This window comes from Bradyrhizobium forestalis (genome assembly GCF_002795245.1).
In the GTDB taxonomy this organism is placed as follows: Bacteria; Pseudomonadota; Alphaproteobacteria; order Rhizobiales; family Xanthobacteraceae; genus Bradyrhizobium; species Bradyrhizobium forestalis.
The window spans coordinates 173,391-191,051 of sequence record NZ_PGVG01000003.1; the positions used below are offsets into that span (position 1 = coordinate 173,391).

Below are 17,661 nucleotides of genomic sequence, written 5' to 3' on the forward strand. Positions count from 1 at the left end.
CTGTCATCCATGTCAGAATTGACCGTGTGATCGCGCAGGATCAGCGCGGCCTCTGCTGCCCGCAGAGTGCAGGGCAGCGATCTCCCCGTGTGGATTTTCAGGACCCCTCGTTCGTGCAAGATAATCAACCAGGTCCCGAATACGTAGAAGATGTCCCTCTCGCGGCGAGAACTGCTCGATACGGCGGCGCGCCTCACGGCGCTGGCTGCCTGGCCCGGTGGTGCAACCGCCGACGATTACCCGACCCGCTCCATCAAGCTGGTCATTCCCTATTCGGCTGGCGCCGCGGGTGATCAGATCGGCCGTCCCTGGGCCGACAAGGTCGCGTCCCTGCTGGGCCCGGTCCATGTCGAGAATATCGGCGGCGCAGGCGGTGCGATCGGCTCCGCCGCGGTGGCGCAGAGCGCACCGGACGGTTACTCGCTTCTGCTCGGCAATGGCAGCACCCAAGTGACGATTCCGCTGTCAACGGCGCAGCCTGCCTACGACACGGTTCGCGATTTCCGCGCCATCTATCGGCTGATAACAAGCACGCTTGCATTCGCAGTTCATCCGTCCTTGCCGGTGAAGGATCTGCGGGAGCTGGCGGCCTTTGCGAAGGCCAATCCCGGCGGGCTTTCCTATGGCACTCCGGGGGTCGGCACCGGCAATCATCTCGTCGGAGAAATGTTCAGGCAGCAATCGGGTCTTGCAGCGGACTTGGTTCACGTCCCTTACCGGGGCATGGGGCCCGCGACCAACGACCTCGTTAGTGGCCAGATCAACTCGGTCATTGCGGTGGTCTCGAGCCAGCTCCTGCAATTGCACTTCGCAGGCAAGCTGCGGCTGATCGCCGTGACCAGCGACCGGCGGCTGAGTGGTGCGCCGGAAATTCCGACGGTCATCGAATCCGGCATGCCCGGCCTCAGATACGCCGGCTGGTTTGGCTTGTTCGCCCCAAGAGCAACCCCGGATGCGATCGTGCAGCGGATCGCTGTGGCCACCCGCACGGCGATGGCTGATCCTCAGTTGCAGGAAAGCTATCGTGCGCAAGGTCTGGAGCCGGACATCGATTCAGGCCCCGATAAATTTCAACGCCTCGTCGAGGACGAGCTCGCCCGCCTGGCGCCCGTCGTCAGGTCGATCGGGCTCAAGCGCGACTGAGCGCTTCTCAGAGACGCACCCCGGTCGTGGCAAACGCTTGGGCGACGGGCTCCTGAACGCGATTCAAGATCTCCATCCCCGCAACTGCGATCACCAGGGCCGCGACGCAGCCAAGCAAAAAAGCCTTCATCCTCAGCCTCCCTCGATTGGACCAGCAAGCCATCTATACGACACGGCTTGTCGCCGGCAAGCTCGTTGATCGCTCCAAGGTATCCGCGGTCCTATGGGCTCTTGAACACGGGATCGGCGGAAAACGCATTGCCCATCAAACCAAGGGACTGAAGCTCGGCGCTATTCAAATCGACTTCCAAGATTGCGAGCAGCAGCGCGAGCACGACGGCAACGAGGAGGAGGAAAGGCGAGGCTTCTCGCGCGGCGGGATCTTGCAGGCCATCAATGGCGCGAAGTAAGCGCAGCCGCGCAATCATCCGCAGAATTGGCCCCGTTCGCCCCTGCATGCCGTCTTCCTTGGCGTGAGCATCCAGAATCTAATGTCTGGGCCATCGGCATTCAAGCCGAGGATGCCGCGAGGTGGGCTGTTGCGCTGCACGGTCCGGAACGGAAGGAGCCATTGCAAGTTTCTTGCAAGCTTAGTGAGCGCATCGGAGACCTTGCGTGAAACTCCCGAGAACGATTTTGTGCTTCGCAGCACTTTGCGCTGTTGAGAGTAGCCCGGTCCAAGATATTCATTTCCGTTGCCTGTTCTGGCAATCTTGAGAGCGTGAATGTCAGCAGGGCGGCCAGGAATGAACAGATCACCTTTATATGCGAAGGTGGCCGCAGCGCTGTGGGTCATCCTTGCCGCATCGTCCGTGCACGCCGACATGGTCGGACACGGTGGCCCGATACGGGCTCTTGCCGTCTCGCCCGATGGGGACAGCCTTCTCTCCGGCAGCTTCGACACGAGGGTCATCCGCTGGTCGCTCAAGGCGGATACCGCAGAGCAAGTGCTGCGGTATCATGCTGATGGTGTCAATGCCGTCGTCTTCTTGAAAGACGGCCGCATGATCACGGCCGGCGCCGATGCACGCATTGCAGTGTGGACGGAGGGCCGGCCGGAGCCGGACCGGGTGCTGGAGGGACATGCCGCTCCGATCGTGGCGCTGGCTGTGTCGCCCGATGGGTCGCTTCTCGCATCGGCGTCATGGGACCGGACGGTGCGGCTCTGGTCGCTATCGGACGGCACGTCCCGCGTGCTCGAAGGGCATACGCAGAACGTCAACGGCGTCGCTTTCCTGCCGGACGGCAGACTTGTCAGCGTCGGTTACGATCTCGCGCTGCGCATCTGGCGTTTGCCGGATGGCCAGCCTGAAATCGTGACGTTGCCGGCGCCGCTGAACGCGGTGGCCGTGGCGCCGGATGGTGAAATCGTCACAGGCGCGGTCGACGGCAGGCTGCGCATGCTGACCACGGACGGCAAGGTCAGCGGCGAGGTCGCGGCCAGTCCGACGTCGGTGGTGGCTTTGGCAATGTCGGCGGACGGCACACTGATCGCTGCGGCCGGCATCGGCGGCACAGTGGCGATCATCGATCGCAAGTCGCGCAACCTGCTGCGCACGCTGGCTGGGCCCGGGCTGCCGGTGTGGTCGGTTGCCTTCCTTCCAGATCGCGAGACACTCATGACGGGTGGTGCGGACGGCAGGATCAGGCGCTGGAATGCGCGCACCGGCGATCCCATCGGCTCGGGTCTGAGCGGCACACCGGCCGATCCGCTCGCCGCCTATGCCGGCGATCATGGCGCCGATGTGTTTCGGGCGTGCGTTGCCTGTCACACGCTCTCGGACAAGGAGGTGCAGCGTGCGGGCCCGACACTTGCGGGACTATACGGCCGCAAGATCGCTTCGCTCCCGGGATATCGCTTCTCCGATGCGCTGAAGACGATGGACATCGTCTGGACGCCGGAAACGGTCGCAAGACTGTTCGAAATTGGGCCGAATACCTACACCCCCGGCACCAAGATGCCGGAGCAGCGCATCGGCTCGGCCGAGGACCGGCGCGCACTCACCGAGTTTCTGGGCCGCGCGACGTCGCGATGATTGCCCCTTCCGGCCTTGCGAAGACGTCCGCTTCGTCTAATCCTCGCCGTTGCGCTGGCGTAGATAGTCATCCGTCGTCCGTGGCGGGGTTCGTTCCGGAACGCCCTTGAACGGATCGAATTGCTGTTCGCTCATGACGATGACGCGGCAGTCTGCGCACATCCTGAGTGCCTCGATCCGCTTGTCGCCGGCCGGATACATCCAGTGCCGGCCTTCGAGCTTGGCGGCGATGCGGTCGATCGTGCTCTTCACGCCGAATGGCGTGCCGCAGCGGACGCAGAGTGCAGGCTCCTCTTCCTTGATAATCGCGGCGGGAGCGCGCGCGGCGCGGAAATCGATCTGCGGCTTGAGGCTGATGACCTTTTCCGGACAGGTGCTCTGGCACAGGCCGCATTGCACGCAGGCATCCTCGATGAATTTCAGCACGGGCCGCTCGGGATCGTCGCGCAGCGCACCGGTCGGGCAGGCCGAGACGCAGGAGAGGCACAGCGTGCAGCCATCGGTATCGACGGTGATTGCGCCCACCGGCGCACCTTGTGGCAGCGCGATCACGTCGACCGGCTGCGGCGCCAGTCGATGCAACTCGCTCAGGGCGAACCGCAAGAGGTCGCGCCGCTTGCCGACGGTCTTGAAGGTCGCGGGCGTCGCGACCGCGGCGAGCGTGCCGATGTCAGTCAAATGCTCGCCGAGCGCATCGGGATCGTCCGTTTCGATGGTGGCGAGGCGACGGCCCGCAAATCCAAGACCGCCGAGGATCGCTTCGGCCATCGCGATCGTCTGCGACAATCCGGTCAGATCGTGGCGCGGCTTGGCACGGAGCAGGAAGCGCACGGCGGATACGCCATAGGCGAAGGCGCCGACGATCGCTTCCAGGCCCACCTGCGTGAGCTCGTTGACGGCAAAGGGAAGCACGTTCGCCGGCAGGCCGTCGCCATGCCGCGCGAGAGCCTCGATCAGGGGTGTGCCGTGCGGGCTGTCATGAAAGAGCAGCACCGCATTCGCGCCACCGGCCTCGCGGTAGGCGAGCAGCATGGCGCGAAGTCTCTGGAGCTGCGTATCGGCGGGCGGCAGCGCGTAGGAGACCGCGCCGGTCGGGCAGGCAGCCGCGCATTGGCCGCAGCCCGCGCAGATGTTCGGATCGATGGCGACATGATCGCCGTCAGGCGTGATCGCCCCGGTCGGGCAGAGATCGAGGCAGCGGTGGCAGCCCGTGCGCTTCGAGCGCGAATGGGCGCAAAGAGCGGGCGCAACGTCGATATATTTCGGCTTGTCGAAGCTGCCGACGAGATCGCGCGCGGTCAGCACGGCGCGCAGCACCGCAGCGGGATCTTTCGCGTCGGCGCGAAGATAGCCGTCGCGCAGGTCGTGGGCGGGAAACAGCGGCAAGTCGCCGGAGAGATCGAGCACGATATCGCAGCGCGACGTGACGCCGCTGCGCGGCGGGCCCAGCACGAAGCGATCGCGCGAGGAGGGGCGCGGACGCGCATAGTCGTCGATTGCAAGCTCGAACGCGCCGAAATGTCCCTTCGCGGAGCGGATCGTGCCCTGCACGATCGGGAAGGCCGTTGCAGCTGGCGGCACCGTGTCATCGAGTTGCTTCAGCATCACCGTGACGTCGAGGTGATCGGCAAGCAGGCGGCCGGCCTCGATCGCGGCCTCATCGCGGCCGTAGATCAGGATCACGCCCTCACTCGACAAGGAGACGAGCGGATAGTCCGGGGCCGGGACGGAGGCGGATGCGAGCAGGGCGGCCATTTTTGCGCCGGCGCGCGCGCCGTCGCGGGACCAGCCGGCCGTTTCGCGGATATTGACGAAGTTGATCGCATCAGGCCGTTCGCCGGCTTCGTCCGAAAACTGCGCCGCCTGCTGCGTGCAGGCGACGGTCAACACGCCTTCCGCCGCCGCGATGTTGCGGAAATGGTCGAGCTCCGCACCGCAGAGATGGCGGAAGCTCTTGACCTCGCAGTTCGGGCATCCGCGCCGGATCGCAGCCACGTCGAGACGCATCGTGTCTTCGCACGAGCAGATCAGGACGGTCTTCGCTGGCTGCTCCAGGTTAACCTCTCCACCATTCGGGCGCCGACGACGGACTCGCGCCGGCCCTTCGCCTCGTATAGACATTATCCATCGGGAAGAAAAGGAAAGTGGAGGACGGCCTGCCGTCAACCCCAGTGAGCCATGTTTCCCTGGCGGAACCGATCCACCTGCCGCCGCCGTTCACGTTGGTGCGGTTGCGCGAGAGTGGCGACGCTTTTGCCCATGCATGCCGCATTGCACCGGAGAGCGGTGCCGGAACGCTCGTCTATGTCGGCCGCTTCGACCTCGCAGAGTTCGCCGTGGTGCTTGAGCCGGCCGAGCCGCTACGCAGCGCGCGGCGCGCGTTCTACGCGGGCATGGTCGCGCTCACGGATGCGCTCCGCGCCTATGCGCCGCCGAGCAAGCCCATCACGATCGGCTGGCCGGATGCGGTCAGGATCGACGGGGGGCTGGTCGGCGGCGGACGGATGGGCTGGTCTTCCGCCGCTGACGAGGATGCGCCGCCGCCCTGGCTGGTCTTCGGGGCCATGATCCGGACGGTTGCCATCAACGATGACGATCCAGGCGTTCACCCGCTGGCCTCGGCGCTGGATCAGGAAGGCTTTGGCGAGGCAGGCGCGGCGCAGATCACGGAGAGCTTCGCCCGGCACCTGATGCTGGCGCTGGACGGATGGCGGGTCGACGGCTTTGACAGCGTCGCGCGCGACTATCTCACCCGGATGCCGCGTGAAAGGCAGGCAATTCAGCGCATCGATGATTGCGGCGATGTCCTGACGCGCCGCATCGGGACGGATACGGTCGAGCGAAGCGACCTCCTCCAGGCGCTCGCGACGCCGTCCTGGCTTGATCCGGCCCTCGGAGGACCGCGCCTGTGAAGCTCCTGCGGACCATCGCTCTCGATCCCTCCGACACCTTCGTGTTCGACGTGGCGGCGGAGCCTGGCGAATGGGCCGTCTCCGGCGCTTTCCGCTTCTGGGAGCACGACGTTGCGACGCTCGAGGGCAAAGCGCGGGCGGCGTTTCGCGGTGGTTTCCTCGGGGTGCAATCCTGGGGCTGGTCGACGCTGGCGCAGATCGTTCCGGCGACCGAAGAGGATTACCGCAGCCTGGTCGATCTGCTGGCCAGGCAACTCGTCGATCGTTTCGGCGCGCCGGACATGGCGGCAGCGAAGGCGGCCGCGGAAGAGGAGGTGGCGTTCGCGCAGTCGCTCTGCAGCCATCCGATCAGCTCGCTTATTGCAGTGCACCGCACCTCGAGCGACGGCGAGGTCCGCGAGTCCTTCCGCCGGCTGCAACTCCGGGAAGGGCAGGGACACAGCAAGGCGTTCTCGTTCATGGAAATTGAGGATGACGTCCAGCCTGACGGCGACCTCAGGCTTGCGGATCTGGGCCGGGAGCCGACCATCAGATGAACGATTTCTGGATCGCCTGTGGCCATCATCTGCTCGATCGCGACGAGGGCGGTGGGCTCCGTGTCACGGACGAGTTTCTCAAGGCCTATTTTGCCCGTCCCGAGCTGATGCCGCCCGACGACGCCTGTCCGGTCGAGCGCCGGCTGCACCGTGAATTGCTCGCCGACCCGCGCCAGGCGGTCAGCGCCGGCGAAATCGCCGGGATAGTCGACGCCGATGCCCGGGAGAATTGGCAGCTCGTGCTGGCGTTTCGCGATCTTCTGTTGCGGCATCCGACGCTCGAAGCCGCCTATCTTGCATCGGTGCGATCAGGCACGAACGATCTGCCGCCGTTGTTCGTCAACCAGCTCGTGCACGTCATCCTGCGGAACGCGCTCGATGGCTGCGACGACCCGTTCGTGCTGCGCGCGGCCGAATTGTTCTTCCGGACCCAGCGCATCCTGCCGCATGAGCAGGCCCTGTTGCTCGGCGACGAGGAGATCGTCGGCGGCCGGAGCCCGACCCCGGTGCTCTCTCTGATGTCGATGCTGGGCGCCACCACCGATGCGGTGGTCGAGGTGTTGAGCGAGGAGAATGCCGGGGCCTATTGGCAGCGCAGCGACCAGTTCGACATGGCCCTCGACCTCACGGCCGGCGGCCGCGGACCGGCTGCGCTGGCGCAGGCGATGACGCGCTGGGTCTCCCATCTGCTCGGCATCGACGTCGTGATCGAGCCGCTACGCGCGCTGCACGAGGCAAAGCTCACCTGGTATGTCGGGCTCGATGCCGATGCGACGAGGCTCGGCGACCGCCTGTGGCACGGCGAAGACCTCGGCGAGCGCGACGCCGATCGTGTGCTCGCGCTGTTCCGGCTGTCGTTCGCGGATTCAAGCCGTGCCCTTGGCGGCGTCGGGGGGGAACCGGTCTACCTGATCCTGTCGATGACGGCGGATCAGAAGCTCCGGATGAAGCCGCAGAATCTGCTGACGGGGCTGCCGGTGAAAGGCCTGGAGATGGTGACATGAGCCCTGCGACGTTGCCGACCCTCTCGATTGCTGTCGGCGTCGTGGTCGAGCGGCGCAAGGCCGCTTCGCCCTGGGTCGATTTCATCTGGCGCGGAATTGCCGTCCTGCCGGACGAGCCGGTGACCCAACCCTGGACCGTGCTCCGCGAGCAGGACGATACGACCCTGTTCTATGCCGGAAGCGCGACCGTCGATCTCTATCCGTCGGAGACGGCGCGCTATCGCGACAATCTCGCCTCCGGCAGTCCGAGCGTCTGGACCGTGCTGTCGCCCTCGGAAGGCGACTTTCCCTATACCGTCGCCGCGGTGACCGCCGACCCTGCTGAGGGCGAAGGCTTTACCGAAGCCGCCGACAATCTCGTCGAGGCCGTGCCGATGCCGGAGGTGCTGCGCGAGGTGATTGAAAGCTTCGTGGCCGAGCACCATGTCGAGCGGGAATTCGTCAAGCGCAAGCAGCGCCGCGCCGACCCGGAGGCGCTGGCGCGGCGCGACCATGAAGGCGGACAGGAATGAGTGAGGAGGAATTCCTTGCACGTTGGTCCCGCCGCAAGCGCGAATCGCGGGCGGAGCCGGCGAAGCCTGCCGCGGCGCAGCCGACGCCGCCGTCCGAGGCCAAGGACGACGAGAAGGACGACGAGAGCGAGTTCGATCTCTCGAGTCTGCCGTCGATCGACGAAATCAATGCTGCGACCGACATCACCGCCTTCCTCAGCAAGGGTATTCCTCGGGAGTTGAGCCGTGCGGCTCTTCGCCGCGCCTGGGCGACCGATCCCGCCATTCGCGACTTCGTGGGGCTTGCGGAGAATGCATGGGACTTCAACGACCCGACTGCGATGCCGGGTTTTGGACCACTGGATTGCTCGTCGGAAGAGCTCGCCGCACTGGTCGATCGCATTGTCGTCGGCGTGCGCGAGGTGGCCCAGTCTCTCCCCGAGGCGTCGATCGAAACAGCGGATTCTTCGGCAGATTTGCATCAACCCGATGCGACAGTGGTTTCCAATATCGCTGAGCCGCCGGATGAGACGGAGCACCTGGCAATCCCTGCTGCAGTGCAACCAACAGCGGCTGACAGATCTGCGGAATCTGCCGAGCCCATCAAGCCCCGTACGCACGGTGGTGCACTGCCGCATTGAGCAGCACGACCAAAGGCTATAGGCCGAGGCTATGGCAGGCGATTGACGGTCCGTGGAACCGGGATTACGCTGCCTACTGCTTTGTAACAAAAGCGATAATCAAGCAGACGGGACTTGGATGGGAGGTCCACGTGCGTGATGACGGGCTTGATCGCGCGATCGATGCTGCGGGCGGCATCGCTCAGCTTGCGCGCAAAATAGGCATCAGCCAGCCCTCCGTGTCGAATTGGACCCGCGTGCCAGCACAACGGGTGGTTGCAGTCGAAACCGCCACCGGCGTTTCCCGAAACGATCTGCGGCCCGATCTTTACGGCGAACAGGCCGGCTCTGCCGAACTCGTCGACCCCATCGATGCGGCACGCGCGCGCGAATACGCGCTGCTGGCGGTGCTGCTGTCTGCGCCTCCATCGAAACGCCTGCTCGATCAGCTCGCTGCGTTGAGCGGTGACGCGACGCCCCTCGGGCGCGCGCATGCGGCGCTGGCCGACGCCGCTGCAAGTGCCGTCGCAGCGAAAGTCGAACGGGAGTATTTCGACCTGTTCGTCGGGCTCGGCCGCGGCGAATTGCTGCCCTATGCCTCCTATTATCTCACGGGCTTTCTCAACGAACGGCCCTTGTCGCGCCTGCGCGGCGACCTGACGACGCTCGGCATCGAGCCGGTTGCCAACAATTCCGAACCCGAGGATCACGCCGCCATCCTGTGCGAGATCATGTCGGGCCTTGTCGCCGGCCGCTTCGATGCTTCGCCCGAGGTGCAGCGCGCCTTCTTCGAAAAGCATGTGTCGCCCTGGATGGGGCGGTTGTTCGCAGACATCGAGAGCGCCGGGGATGCCGGCTTCTATCGAGTGGTCGGCGCGCTCGGCCGCACCTTCATCGAAATCGAGACGGAAGCATTCACATTCGCCAGCTGACCGAGGCGCCTCGGTCCGGGAGAGATGCGATGAGTGACGAGACGAAAGCAAAGGTCGGACGCCGCGATTTCCTTCGCAAGGTCGGCTTGGGCACGGCCGGTGTCGGCGCGACGCTTGCGACGCCGTTGGTCGGGTCCGCGCAGGCGGACAGCGAAAACAACGATGAGAAGCGCAAGGCGCGCTACAAGGAATCCGATCACGTGAAGGCTTTTTACCGCGTCAATCGTTATCCGGCTAAGGGAGGCTGACCGTGCTGATCAAGCGAACATACCAGCGTTCCCCGCGCCAGGGCTCCGTTGTCGAGTCCCTTGCGGGACAGGCCGGCGGTCTCGATCGCCGCAGCTTCCTGCGCAAATCCGGTGTTGTCGGTGGCGCGCTTGCTGCGCTTGGCACCATGCCGCTCGGCAGCGTGCGTAAGGCGGAAGCAGCCAAGGCCGGTCCGCTCACCGAAGGCGCGACCGTCCGCAAGAGCATCTGCACGCATTGCTCGGTTGGCTGCACGGTGACGGCCGAGGTCTTGAACGGCGTATGGATCGGCCAGGAGCCCAGTTGGGATTCGCCGATCAATCGAGGCTCGCATTGCGCCAAGGGCGCTTCGGTACGCGAGCTCGTGCACAGCGAGCGGCGGCTGCGCTATCCGATGAAGCTCGTGGGCGGGCAGTGGACACGCGTGTCCTGGGACACCGCGATCAGCGAGATCGGAGACAAGCTTCAAGCCGTACGCGAGAAGTCGGGCCCCGATTCCGTCTATTGGCTCGGTTCGGCCAAGATGACCAACGAAGGCGCCTACCTGTTCCGCAAGCTCGGTGCGTTCTGGGGGACCAACAACACCGATCACCAGGCTCGCATCTGCCATTCGACTACCGTCACCGGCGTCGCCAATACCTGGGGCTACGGCGCGATGACCAACAGCTACAACGATATCCGCAACGCGAAGACGCAGATGATCCTGGGCGGCAATCCGGCCGAGGCGCATCCGGTCTCGCTGCAGCACCTGCTCGAGGGCAAGGAACTGCAAAAGGCCAACTTCATCGTGATCGATCCACGCCTGACGCGCACCGCCGCGCACGCGACCGAATATGTGCGGATGCGGCCGGGCACCGACATCCCCATACTCTACGGCATGATGTGGCACATCCTCCAGAACGGCTGGGAGGACAAGGAGTTCATCCGGCAGCGCGTCTACGGTTTCGACGACATCAAGAAAGAGGTTGAGAAGTGGCCTCCGGAAGAAGTCGAGCGCGTCACCGGCATTCCCGGCGAGCAGCTCAAGCGCGTCGCCAAGACATTCGCCACCGAAAAGCCGGCGACGCTGATCTGGGCCATGGGGCAGACTCAGAAGACCGTCGGCACCGCCAACGTCCGCGCCAGCTGCATCCTGCTGCTGATGACCGGCAATGTCGGTGGAGCGGGCATGGGAGCCAACATCTTCCGCGGCCATGACAACGTGCAGGGTGCGACCGATGTCGGGCTCGATATCGTCACGCTGCCGTTCTACTACGGCCTCGCCGAAGGCGCCTGGAAGCATTGGTCGCGGGTCTGGGAGGTCGACTATGACTTCCTGAAGTCCCGCTTCGACTCCAAGCAGATCATGGAAACCCCGGGCATTCCGCTGACCCGCTGGTTCGAGGCGGTGACGCTGCCCAAGGATCAGGTCGCGCAGAGAGACAATGTGAAGGCGGTGTTCGTGCAGGGACACGCCTCCAACAGCATCACCCGCATTCCTGAGTCCCTCAATGGTCTGAAGGGGCTCGAGCTGCTCGTCATTGCCGACCCGCATCCGACGACCTGGGCCTCGCTCGCCGTCGAGGCGGGCCGCAAGGATGGCGTCTACATTCTGCCGGTCGCCACGCAATTCGAATGCAAGGGGTCGCGCGTCGCCTCCAACCGCTCGCTGCAATGGGGCGAGCAGATCGTGAAGCCGATCTTCGAGTCGAAGGATGATCTCGAGGTCATCTACCTGATGGCGAAGAAGCTCGGTTTCGCCGACCAGATGTTCAAGAGAATCAAGGTCGAGAACAATCTTCCTGAAGCGGAGGATGTGCTGCGCGAGATGAACCGCGGCAGCTGGTCGACCGGCTATTGCGGGCAATCACCCGAGCGCCTCAAGGCGCACATGAAGAACCAGGCCAAGTTCGATATGCTGACGATGCGGGCGCCGAAGAACGATCCCGAGGTCGGAGGCGACTATTACGGTCTGCCCTGGCCGTGCTGGGGGTCACCGGAGGTCAAGCATCCCGGCACGCCGCTGCTCTACAACACCAATCTGCACGTGATGGACGGCGGCGGCACGTTCCGGCCGCGGTTCGGCATCGAGCGCGAGGAGAAGCTGCCGGACGGCACGACCCGGAAGGTGAGCCTGCTTGCGGACGGCTCGTACTCGTTGGGGTCGGGAATTCAGGACGGCTACCCGGAGTTCACGCTGGCGAGCCTGAAGAAGCTCGGCTGGGACACCGAGCTCACCGAAGCGGAAATGGCCGTGATCAACAAGATCAATCCCGCCAATCCGGATGCGGTGTCGTGGGCGCTCGACCTGTCGGGAGGCATCCATCGCGTGGCGCTGGCGCATGGCTGCGTTCCCTACGGCAACGGCAAGGCGCGCATGAATGCCTTCGGCTTGCCCGACCCGATTCCTGTTCACCGCGAGCCGATCTACACGCCGCGCGTCGACCTCGTCGCCAAGTATCCGACGCTGCCCGACGCCAAGCAGTTCCGGATGCCGAATATCGGGTTTTCCGTGCAGAAGGCGGCGGTGGAGAAGGGTATTGCAAAACAGTTCCCGCTCATCCTGTCGTCCGGCCGTCTGGTCGAATATGAGGGCGGCGGCGAGGAGACCCGAACCAACCCGTGGCTCGCCGAATTGCAGCAGGACATGTTCATCGAGATCAATCCTGCCGATGCCGCCGAGCGCGGTGTCAAGGACGGTGGCTGGGTTTGGGTCACCGGTGCCGAGAACAATTCCAAGGCGAGGATGAAAGCGCTCGTCACCGAGCGCGTGGGCAAGGGCGTTGCCTGGATGCCATTTCACTTCGGCGGCTGGTTCGCGGGCAAGGACCTTCGCGGCAATTACCCCAAGGGCACCGACCCGATCGTGCTCGGCGAAAGTGCCAACACGATCACCACCTACGGATACGACCCCGCGACGGGCATGCAGGAGCCCAAGGTCACTCTCTGCCAAATCGCGGCGGCATAGGAGCAACGACGATGGCACGTATGAAGTTTCTCTGCGACGCCGACCGTTGCATCGAGTGCAACGCCTGCGTCACCGCCTGCAAGAACGAGCACGAGGTGCCCTGGGGCATCAACCGGCGCCGGGTCGTCACCATCAATGACGGCAAGCCTGGCGAGCGCTCGATCTCGATGGCCTGCATGCACTGCACGGACGCGCCCTGCGCGGCCGTGTGTCCGGTGAACTGCTTCTACACCACGGCCGATGCCGTGGTGCTGCACTCCAAGGACCTCTGCATCGGCTGCGGCTATTGCTTCTACGCCTGTCCGTTCGGCGCGCCGCAATATCCGAAGGTCGGGAACTTCGGCTCGCGCGGCAAGATGGACAAATGCACCTATTGCGCCGGCGGCCCGGAAGCCGACGGCAGCAAGGAGGAATACGAGAAATACGGCGCGAACCGGCTGGCCGAAGGCAAGCTGCCGCTGTGTGCCGAAATGTGCTCGACCAAGTCCCTGCTTGCGGGCGACGGCGAGATCATTGCGCAGATCTACAAGGAGCGCGTCATGAAGCGCGGCTATGGCTCGGGTGCATGGGGCTGGAAGACCGCATATCGCGAGATAATCGAGTCCTGACATGGGCAGCCGTAGGGCGCGCAAGACCGGGGAGGACGTGATGGCGTCGTTTGGAAGGTTCATTCGTCTGGCGCTGGGCGCCTGGGCGCTGCTTCTTTTGGTGACGGCGGTGCCCGCGAGTGCTCAACAGGTCAATCCGACCGCAAGCTCGGTCAAGGAGCAGCAGCTTCTGCAGGAGCTCAACCGGATCCAGGGCCGCGTCAGCATTCCCGATCAGCGCTCCGGCGTGCTCGAGCAGCCGCAGGGGCGGGAGTGGCGGGAATTCCGCAATGTGACGCTGCGTTGGATCGGCGGCATTGCCATCCTCGGCATGATCGCGGCCATCGTGATCTTCTATCTTACCGTCGGGATGGTGCGTCTCGAAGCCGGACGGTCGGGCCGCACCATCGTGCGCTTCAACGGGTTCGAGCGGTTCGTGCATTGGCTGACGGCAACCTGCTTCATCGTCCTTGCCATATCCGGGCTGAACATCACGTTCGGCCGGCCGTTGCTGCTGCCGCTGATCGGCTTCGAGGCTTTCTCGGAATGGTCGCAATGGGGAAAGTACGCCCACAACTATCTGAGCTTCCCGTTCACCATCGGCGTCCTCCTGATCTTCCTGATGTGGATCGCCGGCAATATCCCGAGCAAGGTGGATATCGAATGGGCGAAGCGTGGCGGCGGCCTGATCGGACATGATCATCCGCCGGCCTACCGCTTCAATGCCGGCCAGAAGATGATCTACTGGATCGTCGTGATCGGCGGCGGACTGGTCGCAGCGTCCGGCTATGCGCTCATGTTCCCGTTCTACGGCACGGGAATCGAGGGCATGCAAATGGCCCAGATCGTCCACTCGATCGTGGCGGTCCTGTTCGTCGCGGCGATGATCGCGCACATCTATATCGGCACCATCGGCATGGAAGGCGCGTTCGAGGCCATGGGCACGGGCGAAGTCGACGTCAACTGGGCCCGCGAGCACCACAGCCTCTGGCTCGATCAGCAGAAGGCGCGAACGGGACCGAACGACGGACAGCCGCAACCCGCAACCGCGGCGGCCGAATAAGGCGGAGCACCTACGCGGAGGCTCCGACCTACCGAGCCGGCTCTTTCGCAAACAGGACGGAGCGGTCCTGCAGCTCCTGCTCGGGAAGCTTGTTCGCCTGGCCTGTCTGCATGTCTTGAATGGATGCCATGCCGTGCTGACCGGAATGGAGCACTGCATGCGACCTGAACACGTTGCTGGCCGCACCGGCGAGAAGCATGGCTGCAATGAGCGAGAGCATGAGGCGTTTCATGCGCATCTCCGTCTGCCATCTCCACCCGGCATGACGAATACATCCGAAATGTCTTGTCGGATGTGAGCCACTTCACAGCGACAGGTTCCACGGCCGTTGAGACGGAGCCTGTTCTTGGAGCAGCCGGCACTTGCGGCATCAACAGGCGATTCATCCGATGGCGCCGCGCATGTCCGCGATTTCCTGCCGGCCGTCAACTTCGTTGCCGCGGTGAATATCTGCTTGCCAATATGAGCGCCGCATCCCGCTCCAGCGTCGTGATGGGCTGGGCTGGAATTCTTCCATGAGAGCAGCCATTTGGCTTCCGCTCATGACGGCTTTTCAGCCGTCATGCCGAAGTGGTCCAGCTCTTGCTCTTGTCAGTATGAGAAATATTGATAAACCTCATACTGAGGGGCGGGCGGATGGAGCGAGTTGCGAGGCGGAGTTTGCGGGCGGTCGAGCCCGCAACGATGGTGATGCTGGAATGCGCCGATGCGACCGAGGCGGCCTGAGCCCGGCCGTCGTGGCGGCGCGCTGACGGCACTCTCGGCCTTGGTGCTGCTCGCAGATGACGGCCGCGCCGTCGCGCAGAGCACTAGCGCCTCACGCGAACTGCCGCCGGTCCAGGTCAGTGGTGGCGAGGCGCCAGGGCGTAAAACGCCGGTCGCATCGCGAGGCACCGGCAGACCCCCGGCCGGTCGCCGCATCTTCGTGTATCCAGCAATGACGCAGGCTCCGGATGCACGCAGTGCCGGCTCGGGTGCAAAGGGCGAGGCAAGCATGGCCAGCGAGATCACCGTCTTCCGCGACGAGATCAACGCGCGCCCGATCTCGCGGCCGGGTGAGGTGCTCGAAGCCGTGCCGGGTCTGATCGTGACGCAGCATTCCGGCGAGGGCAAAGCCAACCAGTATTTCTTGCGCGGCTATAATCTCGACCACGGCACGGATCTTGCGATCATGGTCGACGGCGTCCCCGTCAACATGCGCACCCACGCGCATGGCCAGGGCTATGCTGATCTCAACTGGCTGATCCCGGAAACCGTCGCCGCAATGGACGTGCGCAAGGGACCTTACTTCGCCGACGAAGGCGATTTCGCCTCGGTCGGAAGCGTTCATATCGGCCTGATCGACCGCACCAGGAGACTAGCGCAGGTCAGCGCCGGCAGCTTTGGTTACCGCCGCCTGCTCGGCATGGATTCGGCGAAGCTCGGTGGCGGTTCGCTGCTGGTGGCCGGCGAAGTTGGTACCTACAATGGCCCGTGGGACAATCCGGACGATGTGCGAAAGCTCAACGGCCTCGTGCGCTACAGCCAGGGCACCGCGACCGACGGCGCATCCGTCACCGGCATGGCCTACGTCAACACATGGAGTTCGACCGACCAGGTGCCGCAGCGCGCCATCACCAGCGGCCTGCTCGACCGGTACGGTTCGGAAGACCCGAGCGACGGTGGCAACGCCAACCGTTTCGCGCTCTCCGGCCGCATCGCGCAGACCGACGATGTGGGGGTGTGGAAAGCCAACGCCTATGTGGTGAAGAGCCAGCTCGACCTCTTCAACAACTTCACCTACTTTCTCGACGATCCCGTGCTGGGCGACCAGTTCCACCAGCACGACGACCGCCTGATGGCGGGCGCCAACGTCTCGCGCACGCTGAGCGGCTCGTTTGCCGGCCTTCCGATGCAGATCACCTTCGGTCTGCAATCGCGTTACGATGCGATCGACCTCGCGCTCACCAACACTTTCCAGCGCGGCTTCCGCGCCAATATCCGCAGCGACAAGGTCGGCGAGGGCAGCGTCGGGGTTTATGCCGAAAACACGGTGCGCTGGACCGACCGGCTCAGGACGACGGTGGGCTGGCGCGGCGATTATTACGCCGCTGACGTCACTTCTCCGTTCAACGCCGCCAATTCCGGCCGCGCCGAAGCCGCGCTCGGCAGTCCGAAATTCAGGATGGTGCTTGGTCCGTTCAACCAGACCGAATTCTTCCTCGGTGCCGGCTACGGCATGCACTCAAACGATGCCCGCGGCGCGACCACGACGGAAGACCCCGCCGATCCCGCGACAAGGCTCACGCCGTCGCCGCTCCTGGTGCGCACCAGAGGCGCGGAGGTCGGTGTTCGCAGCAGGGTCGTTCCCGGCCTCGACACCTCTTTCAGCCTCTTCATCCTGGATCAGGATTCCGAGATCCTGTTTTCCGGCGATGCCGGCGATACCTCGGCAACCCGCGCCAGCCGCCGCTACGGCTTCGAGTGGACCAATCATTACCGGCCATCGCCCTGGCTCGACATCGACGCGGATCTTGCAATGACGCATGCGCGCTTTCGCGGCTATGACAGCGAGCAGGCGGAGGTCTATGCCTCGCTCGCCGGCTATCCCGAGGCGCAGATCGGCAATGCGCCCGGCAACTACATTCCGAACGCCCCGGCGATGGTAGCATCAGCCGGCGTCACGGTGGGCGAGAAGACCGGCTGGTTCGGAACCTTGCGCTGGCGCTATCTGGCCTCGAGCCCCCTGACCGAGGACAATGCGTTCCGCTCCTCTGCGACCAGCATCTTCAACGGCCGCCTCGGCTATCGCATCGACAACGGCTGGCGCCTTCAGCTCGACGTGCTCAACCTCTTCAACACCAAGGCGAACCAGATCACCTATGCTTATGGCTCGCTGCTCAGGACCGACACGCTCTACAATCTCTGCACATCAGGCGCCGCGCCAGCGGCAGTCTGTCGGAACGGCGTGATGGACTACGTGTTGCATCCGGTGGAGCCGCTGACGTTCCGGGTCACTGTGGCCGGGACGTTCTAGGTTTGGTCAGGTCGCGTACCCTGCGCGAGCGCTCTGCTGCTGGGCACCCACCGAATGATCGGCCGTCACGGCTGATCGGACATCGTCAGCCGGTCGCGTGCTGGATGACGCGACCTGCGCGGAGCGTC

The 17,661-nt window shown here is 64.5% G+C and carries 18 protein-coding genes; 13 read left to right on the plus strand and 5 right to left on the minus strand.

Translation table 11 applies throughout. The features are described 5' to 3' along the window. The first annotated feature begins 150 nt into the window (after positions 1-150). On the plus strand, positions 151-1,143 hold the full coding sequence (locus tag CVM73_RS05185) for a Bug family tripartite tricarboxylate transporter substrate binding protein (RefSeq protein ID WP_100230936.1): 993 nt from the start codon (positions 151-153) through the stop codon (positions 1,141-1,143). A 7-nt stretch (positions 1,144-1,150) separates the two neighbouring features. Here the strand turns inward: CVM73_RS05185 and CVM73_RS41460 are convergent, their stop codons facing one another. After that, positions 1,151-1,273 carry a hypothetical protein gene (locus tag CVM73_RS41460; RefSeq protein ID WP_283809889.1) on the minus strand — a complete coding sequence of 41 codons (123 nt, stop codon included), beginning with the start codon at positions 1,271-1,273 and terminating at the stop codon, positions 1,151-1,153. A 91-nt stretch (positions 1,274-1,364) separates the two neighbouring features. Next, on the minus strand, positions 1,365-1,601 hold the full coding sequence (locus CVM73_RS05190; protein ID WP_245452215.1) for a hypothetical protein: 237 nt from the start codon (positions 1,599-1,601) through the stop codon (positions 1,365-1,367). 288 nt (positions 1,602-1,889) lie between these two features. Between CVM73_RS05190 and CVM73_RS05195 the strand changes: the two genes are divergently transcribed. Continuing rightward, positions 1,890-3,179 (plus strand): c-type cytochrome, encoded by a 1,290-nt coding sequence (locus CVM73_RS05195; RefSeq protein ID WP_167406640.1) that lies wholly within the window; start codon positions 1,890-1,892, stop codon positions 3,177-3,179. A gap of 36 nt (positions 3,180-3,215) precedes the next feature. Here the strand turns inward: CVM73_RS05195 and CVM73_RS05200 are convergent, their stop codons facing one another. Then, positions 3,216-5,186, minus strand: coding sequence for a 4Fe-4S binding protein (locus CVM73_RS05200; RefSeq protein WP_100230937.1), 1,971 nt, complete (start codon positions 5,184-5,186; stop codon positions 3,216-3,218). A gap of 137 nt (positions 5,187-5,323) precedes the next feature. Here CVM73_RS05200 and CVM73_RS05205 point away from each other — a divergent pair, with 137 nt between their 5' ends. The 10 genes from CVM73_RS05205 to CVM73_RS05255 all read left to right on the plus strand — a co-directional run bounded on the left by CVM73_RS05205 (position 5,324) and on the right by CVM73_RS05255 (position 14,517). After that, the gene (locus CVM73_RS05205) at positions 5,324-6,091 is read left to right on the plus strand and encodes a biotin/lipoate--protein ligase family protein (protein ID WP_100230938.1); all 768 of its coding nucleotides are present in this window, start codon (positions 5,324-5,326) and stop codon (positions 6,089-6,091) included. Continuing rightward, the gene (locus CVM73_RS05210) at positions 6,088-6,627 is read left to right on the plus strand and encodes a DUF6505 family protein (protein WP_100230939.1); all 540 of its coding nucleotides are present in this window, start codon (positions 6,088-6,090) and stop codon (positions 6,625-6,627) included. The genes CVM73_RS05205 and CVM73_RS05210 overlap by 4 nt, the downstream gene beginning before the upstream one ends. Further along, a complete protein-coding gene (locus CVM73_RS05215) occupies positions 6,624-7,631 on the plus strand; it encodes a DUF6352 family protein (protein ID WP_100230940.1) in 1,008 nt (335 codons plus the stop codon). Before CVM73_RS05210 ends, CVM73_RS05215 begins: the two co-directional genes overlap by 4 nt. Next, complete coding sequence (locus tag CVM73_RS05220) at positions 7,628-8,143, plus strand: DUF3305 domain-containing protein (protein ID WP_100230941.1); 516 nt, start codon at positions 7,628-7,630, stop codon at positions 8,141-8,143. Before CVM73_RS05215 ends, CVM73_RS05220 begins: the two co-directional genes overlap by 4 nt. Next, positions 8,140-8,763 carry a DUF3306 domain-containing protein gene (locus CVM73_RS05225; RefSeq protein WP_100230942.1) on the plus strand — a complete coding sequence of 208 codons (624 nt, stop codon included), beginning with the start codon at positions 8,140-8,142 and terminating at the stop codon, positions 8,761-8,763. Before CVM73_RS05220 ends, CVM73_RS05225 begins: the two co-directional genes overlap by 4 nt. Before the next feature lie 131 nt (positions 8,764-8,894). Further along, a complete protein-coding gene (locus tag CVM73_RS05230) occupies positions 8,895-9,674 on the plus strand; it encodes a molecular chaperone TorD family protein (RefSeq protein WP_100230943.1) in 780 nt (259 codons plus the stop codon). A gap of 29 nt (positions 9,675-9,703) precedes the next feature. After that, positions 9,704-9,922, plus strand: a complete 219-nt coding sequence (locus CVM73_RS05235; RefSeq protein ID WP_027571964.1) for a twin-arginine translocation signal domain-containing protein — start codon at positions 9,704-9,706, stop codon at positions 9,920-9,922. Positions 9,923-9,924: 2 nt separating this feature from the next. Further along, entirely contained in the window at positions 9,925-12,867 is a 2,943-nt protein-coding gene (locus tag CVM73_RS39640; protein ID WP_158237539.1) for a formate dehydrogenase subunit alpha, read from the plus strand. Positions 12,868-12,878: 11 nt separating this feature from the next. Further along, the gene (fdh3B, locus tag CVM73_RS05250; RefSeq protein WP_100230945.1) at positions 12,879-13,475 is read left to right on the plus strand and encodes a formate dehydrogenase FDH3 subunit beta; all 597 of its coding nucleotides are present in this window, start codon (positions 12,879-12,881) and stop codon (positions 13,473-13,475) included. 40 nt (positions 13,476-13,515) lie between these two features. Beyond that, positions 13,516-14,517 (plus strand): formate dehydrogenase subunit gamma, encoded by a 1,002-nt coding sequence (locus CVM73_RS05255; RefSeq protein WP_100231127.1) that lies wholly within the window; start codon positions 13,516-13,518, stop codon positions 14,515-14,517. 28 nt (positions 14,518-14,545) lie between these two features. Here CVM73_RS05255 and CVM73_RS05260 read toward each other — a convergent pair whose 3' ends face one another. Continuing rightward, positions 14,546-14,749 (minus strand): hypothetical protein, encoded by a 204-nt coding sequence (locus tag CVM73_RS05260; protein ID WP_245452216.1) that lies wholly within the window; start codon positions 14,747-14,749, stop codon positions 14,546-14,548. Between the two features lie 150 nt (positions 14,750-14,899). After that, the gene (locus tag CVM73_RS39645) at positions 14,900-15,046 is read right to left on the minus strand and encodes a hypothetical protein (RefSeq protein WP_158237540.1); all 147 of its coding nucleotides are present in this window, start codon (positions 15,044-15,046) and stop codon (positions 14,900-14,902) included. A 177-nt stretch (positions 15,047-15,223) separates the two neighbouring features. On the opposite strand from CVM73_RS39645, the gene CVM73_RS05265 reads away from it, so the two are divergent. Then, the gene (locus CVM73_RS05265; protein WP_100230947.1) at positions 15,224-17,533 is read left to right on the plus strand and encodes a TonB-dependent receptor; all 2,310 of its coding nucleotides are present in this window, start codon (positions 15,224-15,226) and stop codon (positions 17,531-17,533) included. Positions 17,534-17,661: the final 128 nt, after the last annotated feature.

Excerpts from the sequence above, each read along its gene's own strand:
- CVM73_RS05215 (WP_100230940.1), top strand. The coding sequence starts at position 6,624 with ATGAACGATTTCTGGATCGCCTGTGGCCATCATCTGCTCGATCGCGAC.
- CVM73_RS05235 (WP_027571964.1), top strand. The coding sequence starts at position 9,704 with ATGAGTGACGAGACGAAAGCAAAGGTCGGACGCCGCGATTTCCTTCGC.
- CVM73_RS05265 (WP_100230947.1), top strand. The coding sequence starts at position 15,224 with ATGCGACCGAGGCGGCCTGAGCCCGGCCGTCGTGGCGGCGCGCTGACG.
- CVM73_RS05255 (WP_100231127.1), top strand. The coding sequence starts at position 13,516 with ATGGCGTCGTTTGGAAGGTTCATTCGTCTGGCGCTGGGCGCCTGGGCG.
- fdh3B (WP_100230945.1), top strand. The coding sequence starts at position 12,879 with ATGGCACGTATGAAGTTTCTCTGCGACGCCGACCGTTGCATCGAGTGC.
- CVM73_RS05190 (WP_245452215.1), bottom strand. The coding sequence starts at position 1,601 with ATGCAGGGGCGAACGGGGCCAATTCTGCGGATGATTGCGCGGCTGCGC.
- CVM73_RS05260 (WP_245452216.1), bottom strand. The coding sequence starts at position 14,749 with ATGAAACGCCTCATGCTCTCGCTCATTGCAGCCATGCTTCTCGCCGGT.
- CVM73_RS05195 (WP_167406640.1), top strand. The coding sequence starts at position 1,890 with ATGAACAGATCACCTTTATATGCGAAGGTGGCCGCAGCGCTGTGGGTC.
- CVM73_RS05220 (WP_100230941.1), top strand. The coding sequence starts at position 7,628 with ATGAGCCCTGCGACGTTGCCGACCCTCTCGATTGCTGTCGGCGTCGTG.
- CVM73_RS39645 (WP_158237540.1), bottom strand. The coding sequence starts at position 15,046 with ATGGCTGCTCTCATGGAAGAATTCCAGCCCAGCCCATCACGACGCTGG.
- CVM73_RS05200 (WP_100230937.1), bottom strand. The coding sequence starts at position 5,186 with ATGCGTCTCGACGTGGCTGCGATCCGGCGCGGATGCCCGAACTGCGAG.
- CVM73_RS05185 (WP_100230936.1), top strand. The coding sequence starts at position 151 with ATGTCCCTCTCGCGGCGAGAACTGCTCGATACGGCGGCGCGCCTCACG.
- CVM73_RS41460 (WP_283809889.1), bottom strand. The coding sequence starts at position 1,273 with ATGAAGGCTTTTTTGCTTGGCTGCGTCGCGGCCCTGGTGATCGCAGTT.
- CVM73_RS05225 (WP_100230942.1), top strand. The coding sequence starts at position 8,140 with ATGAGTGAGGAGGAATTCCTTGCACGTTGGTCCCGCCGCAAGCGCGAA.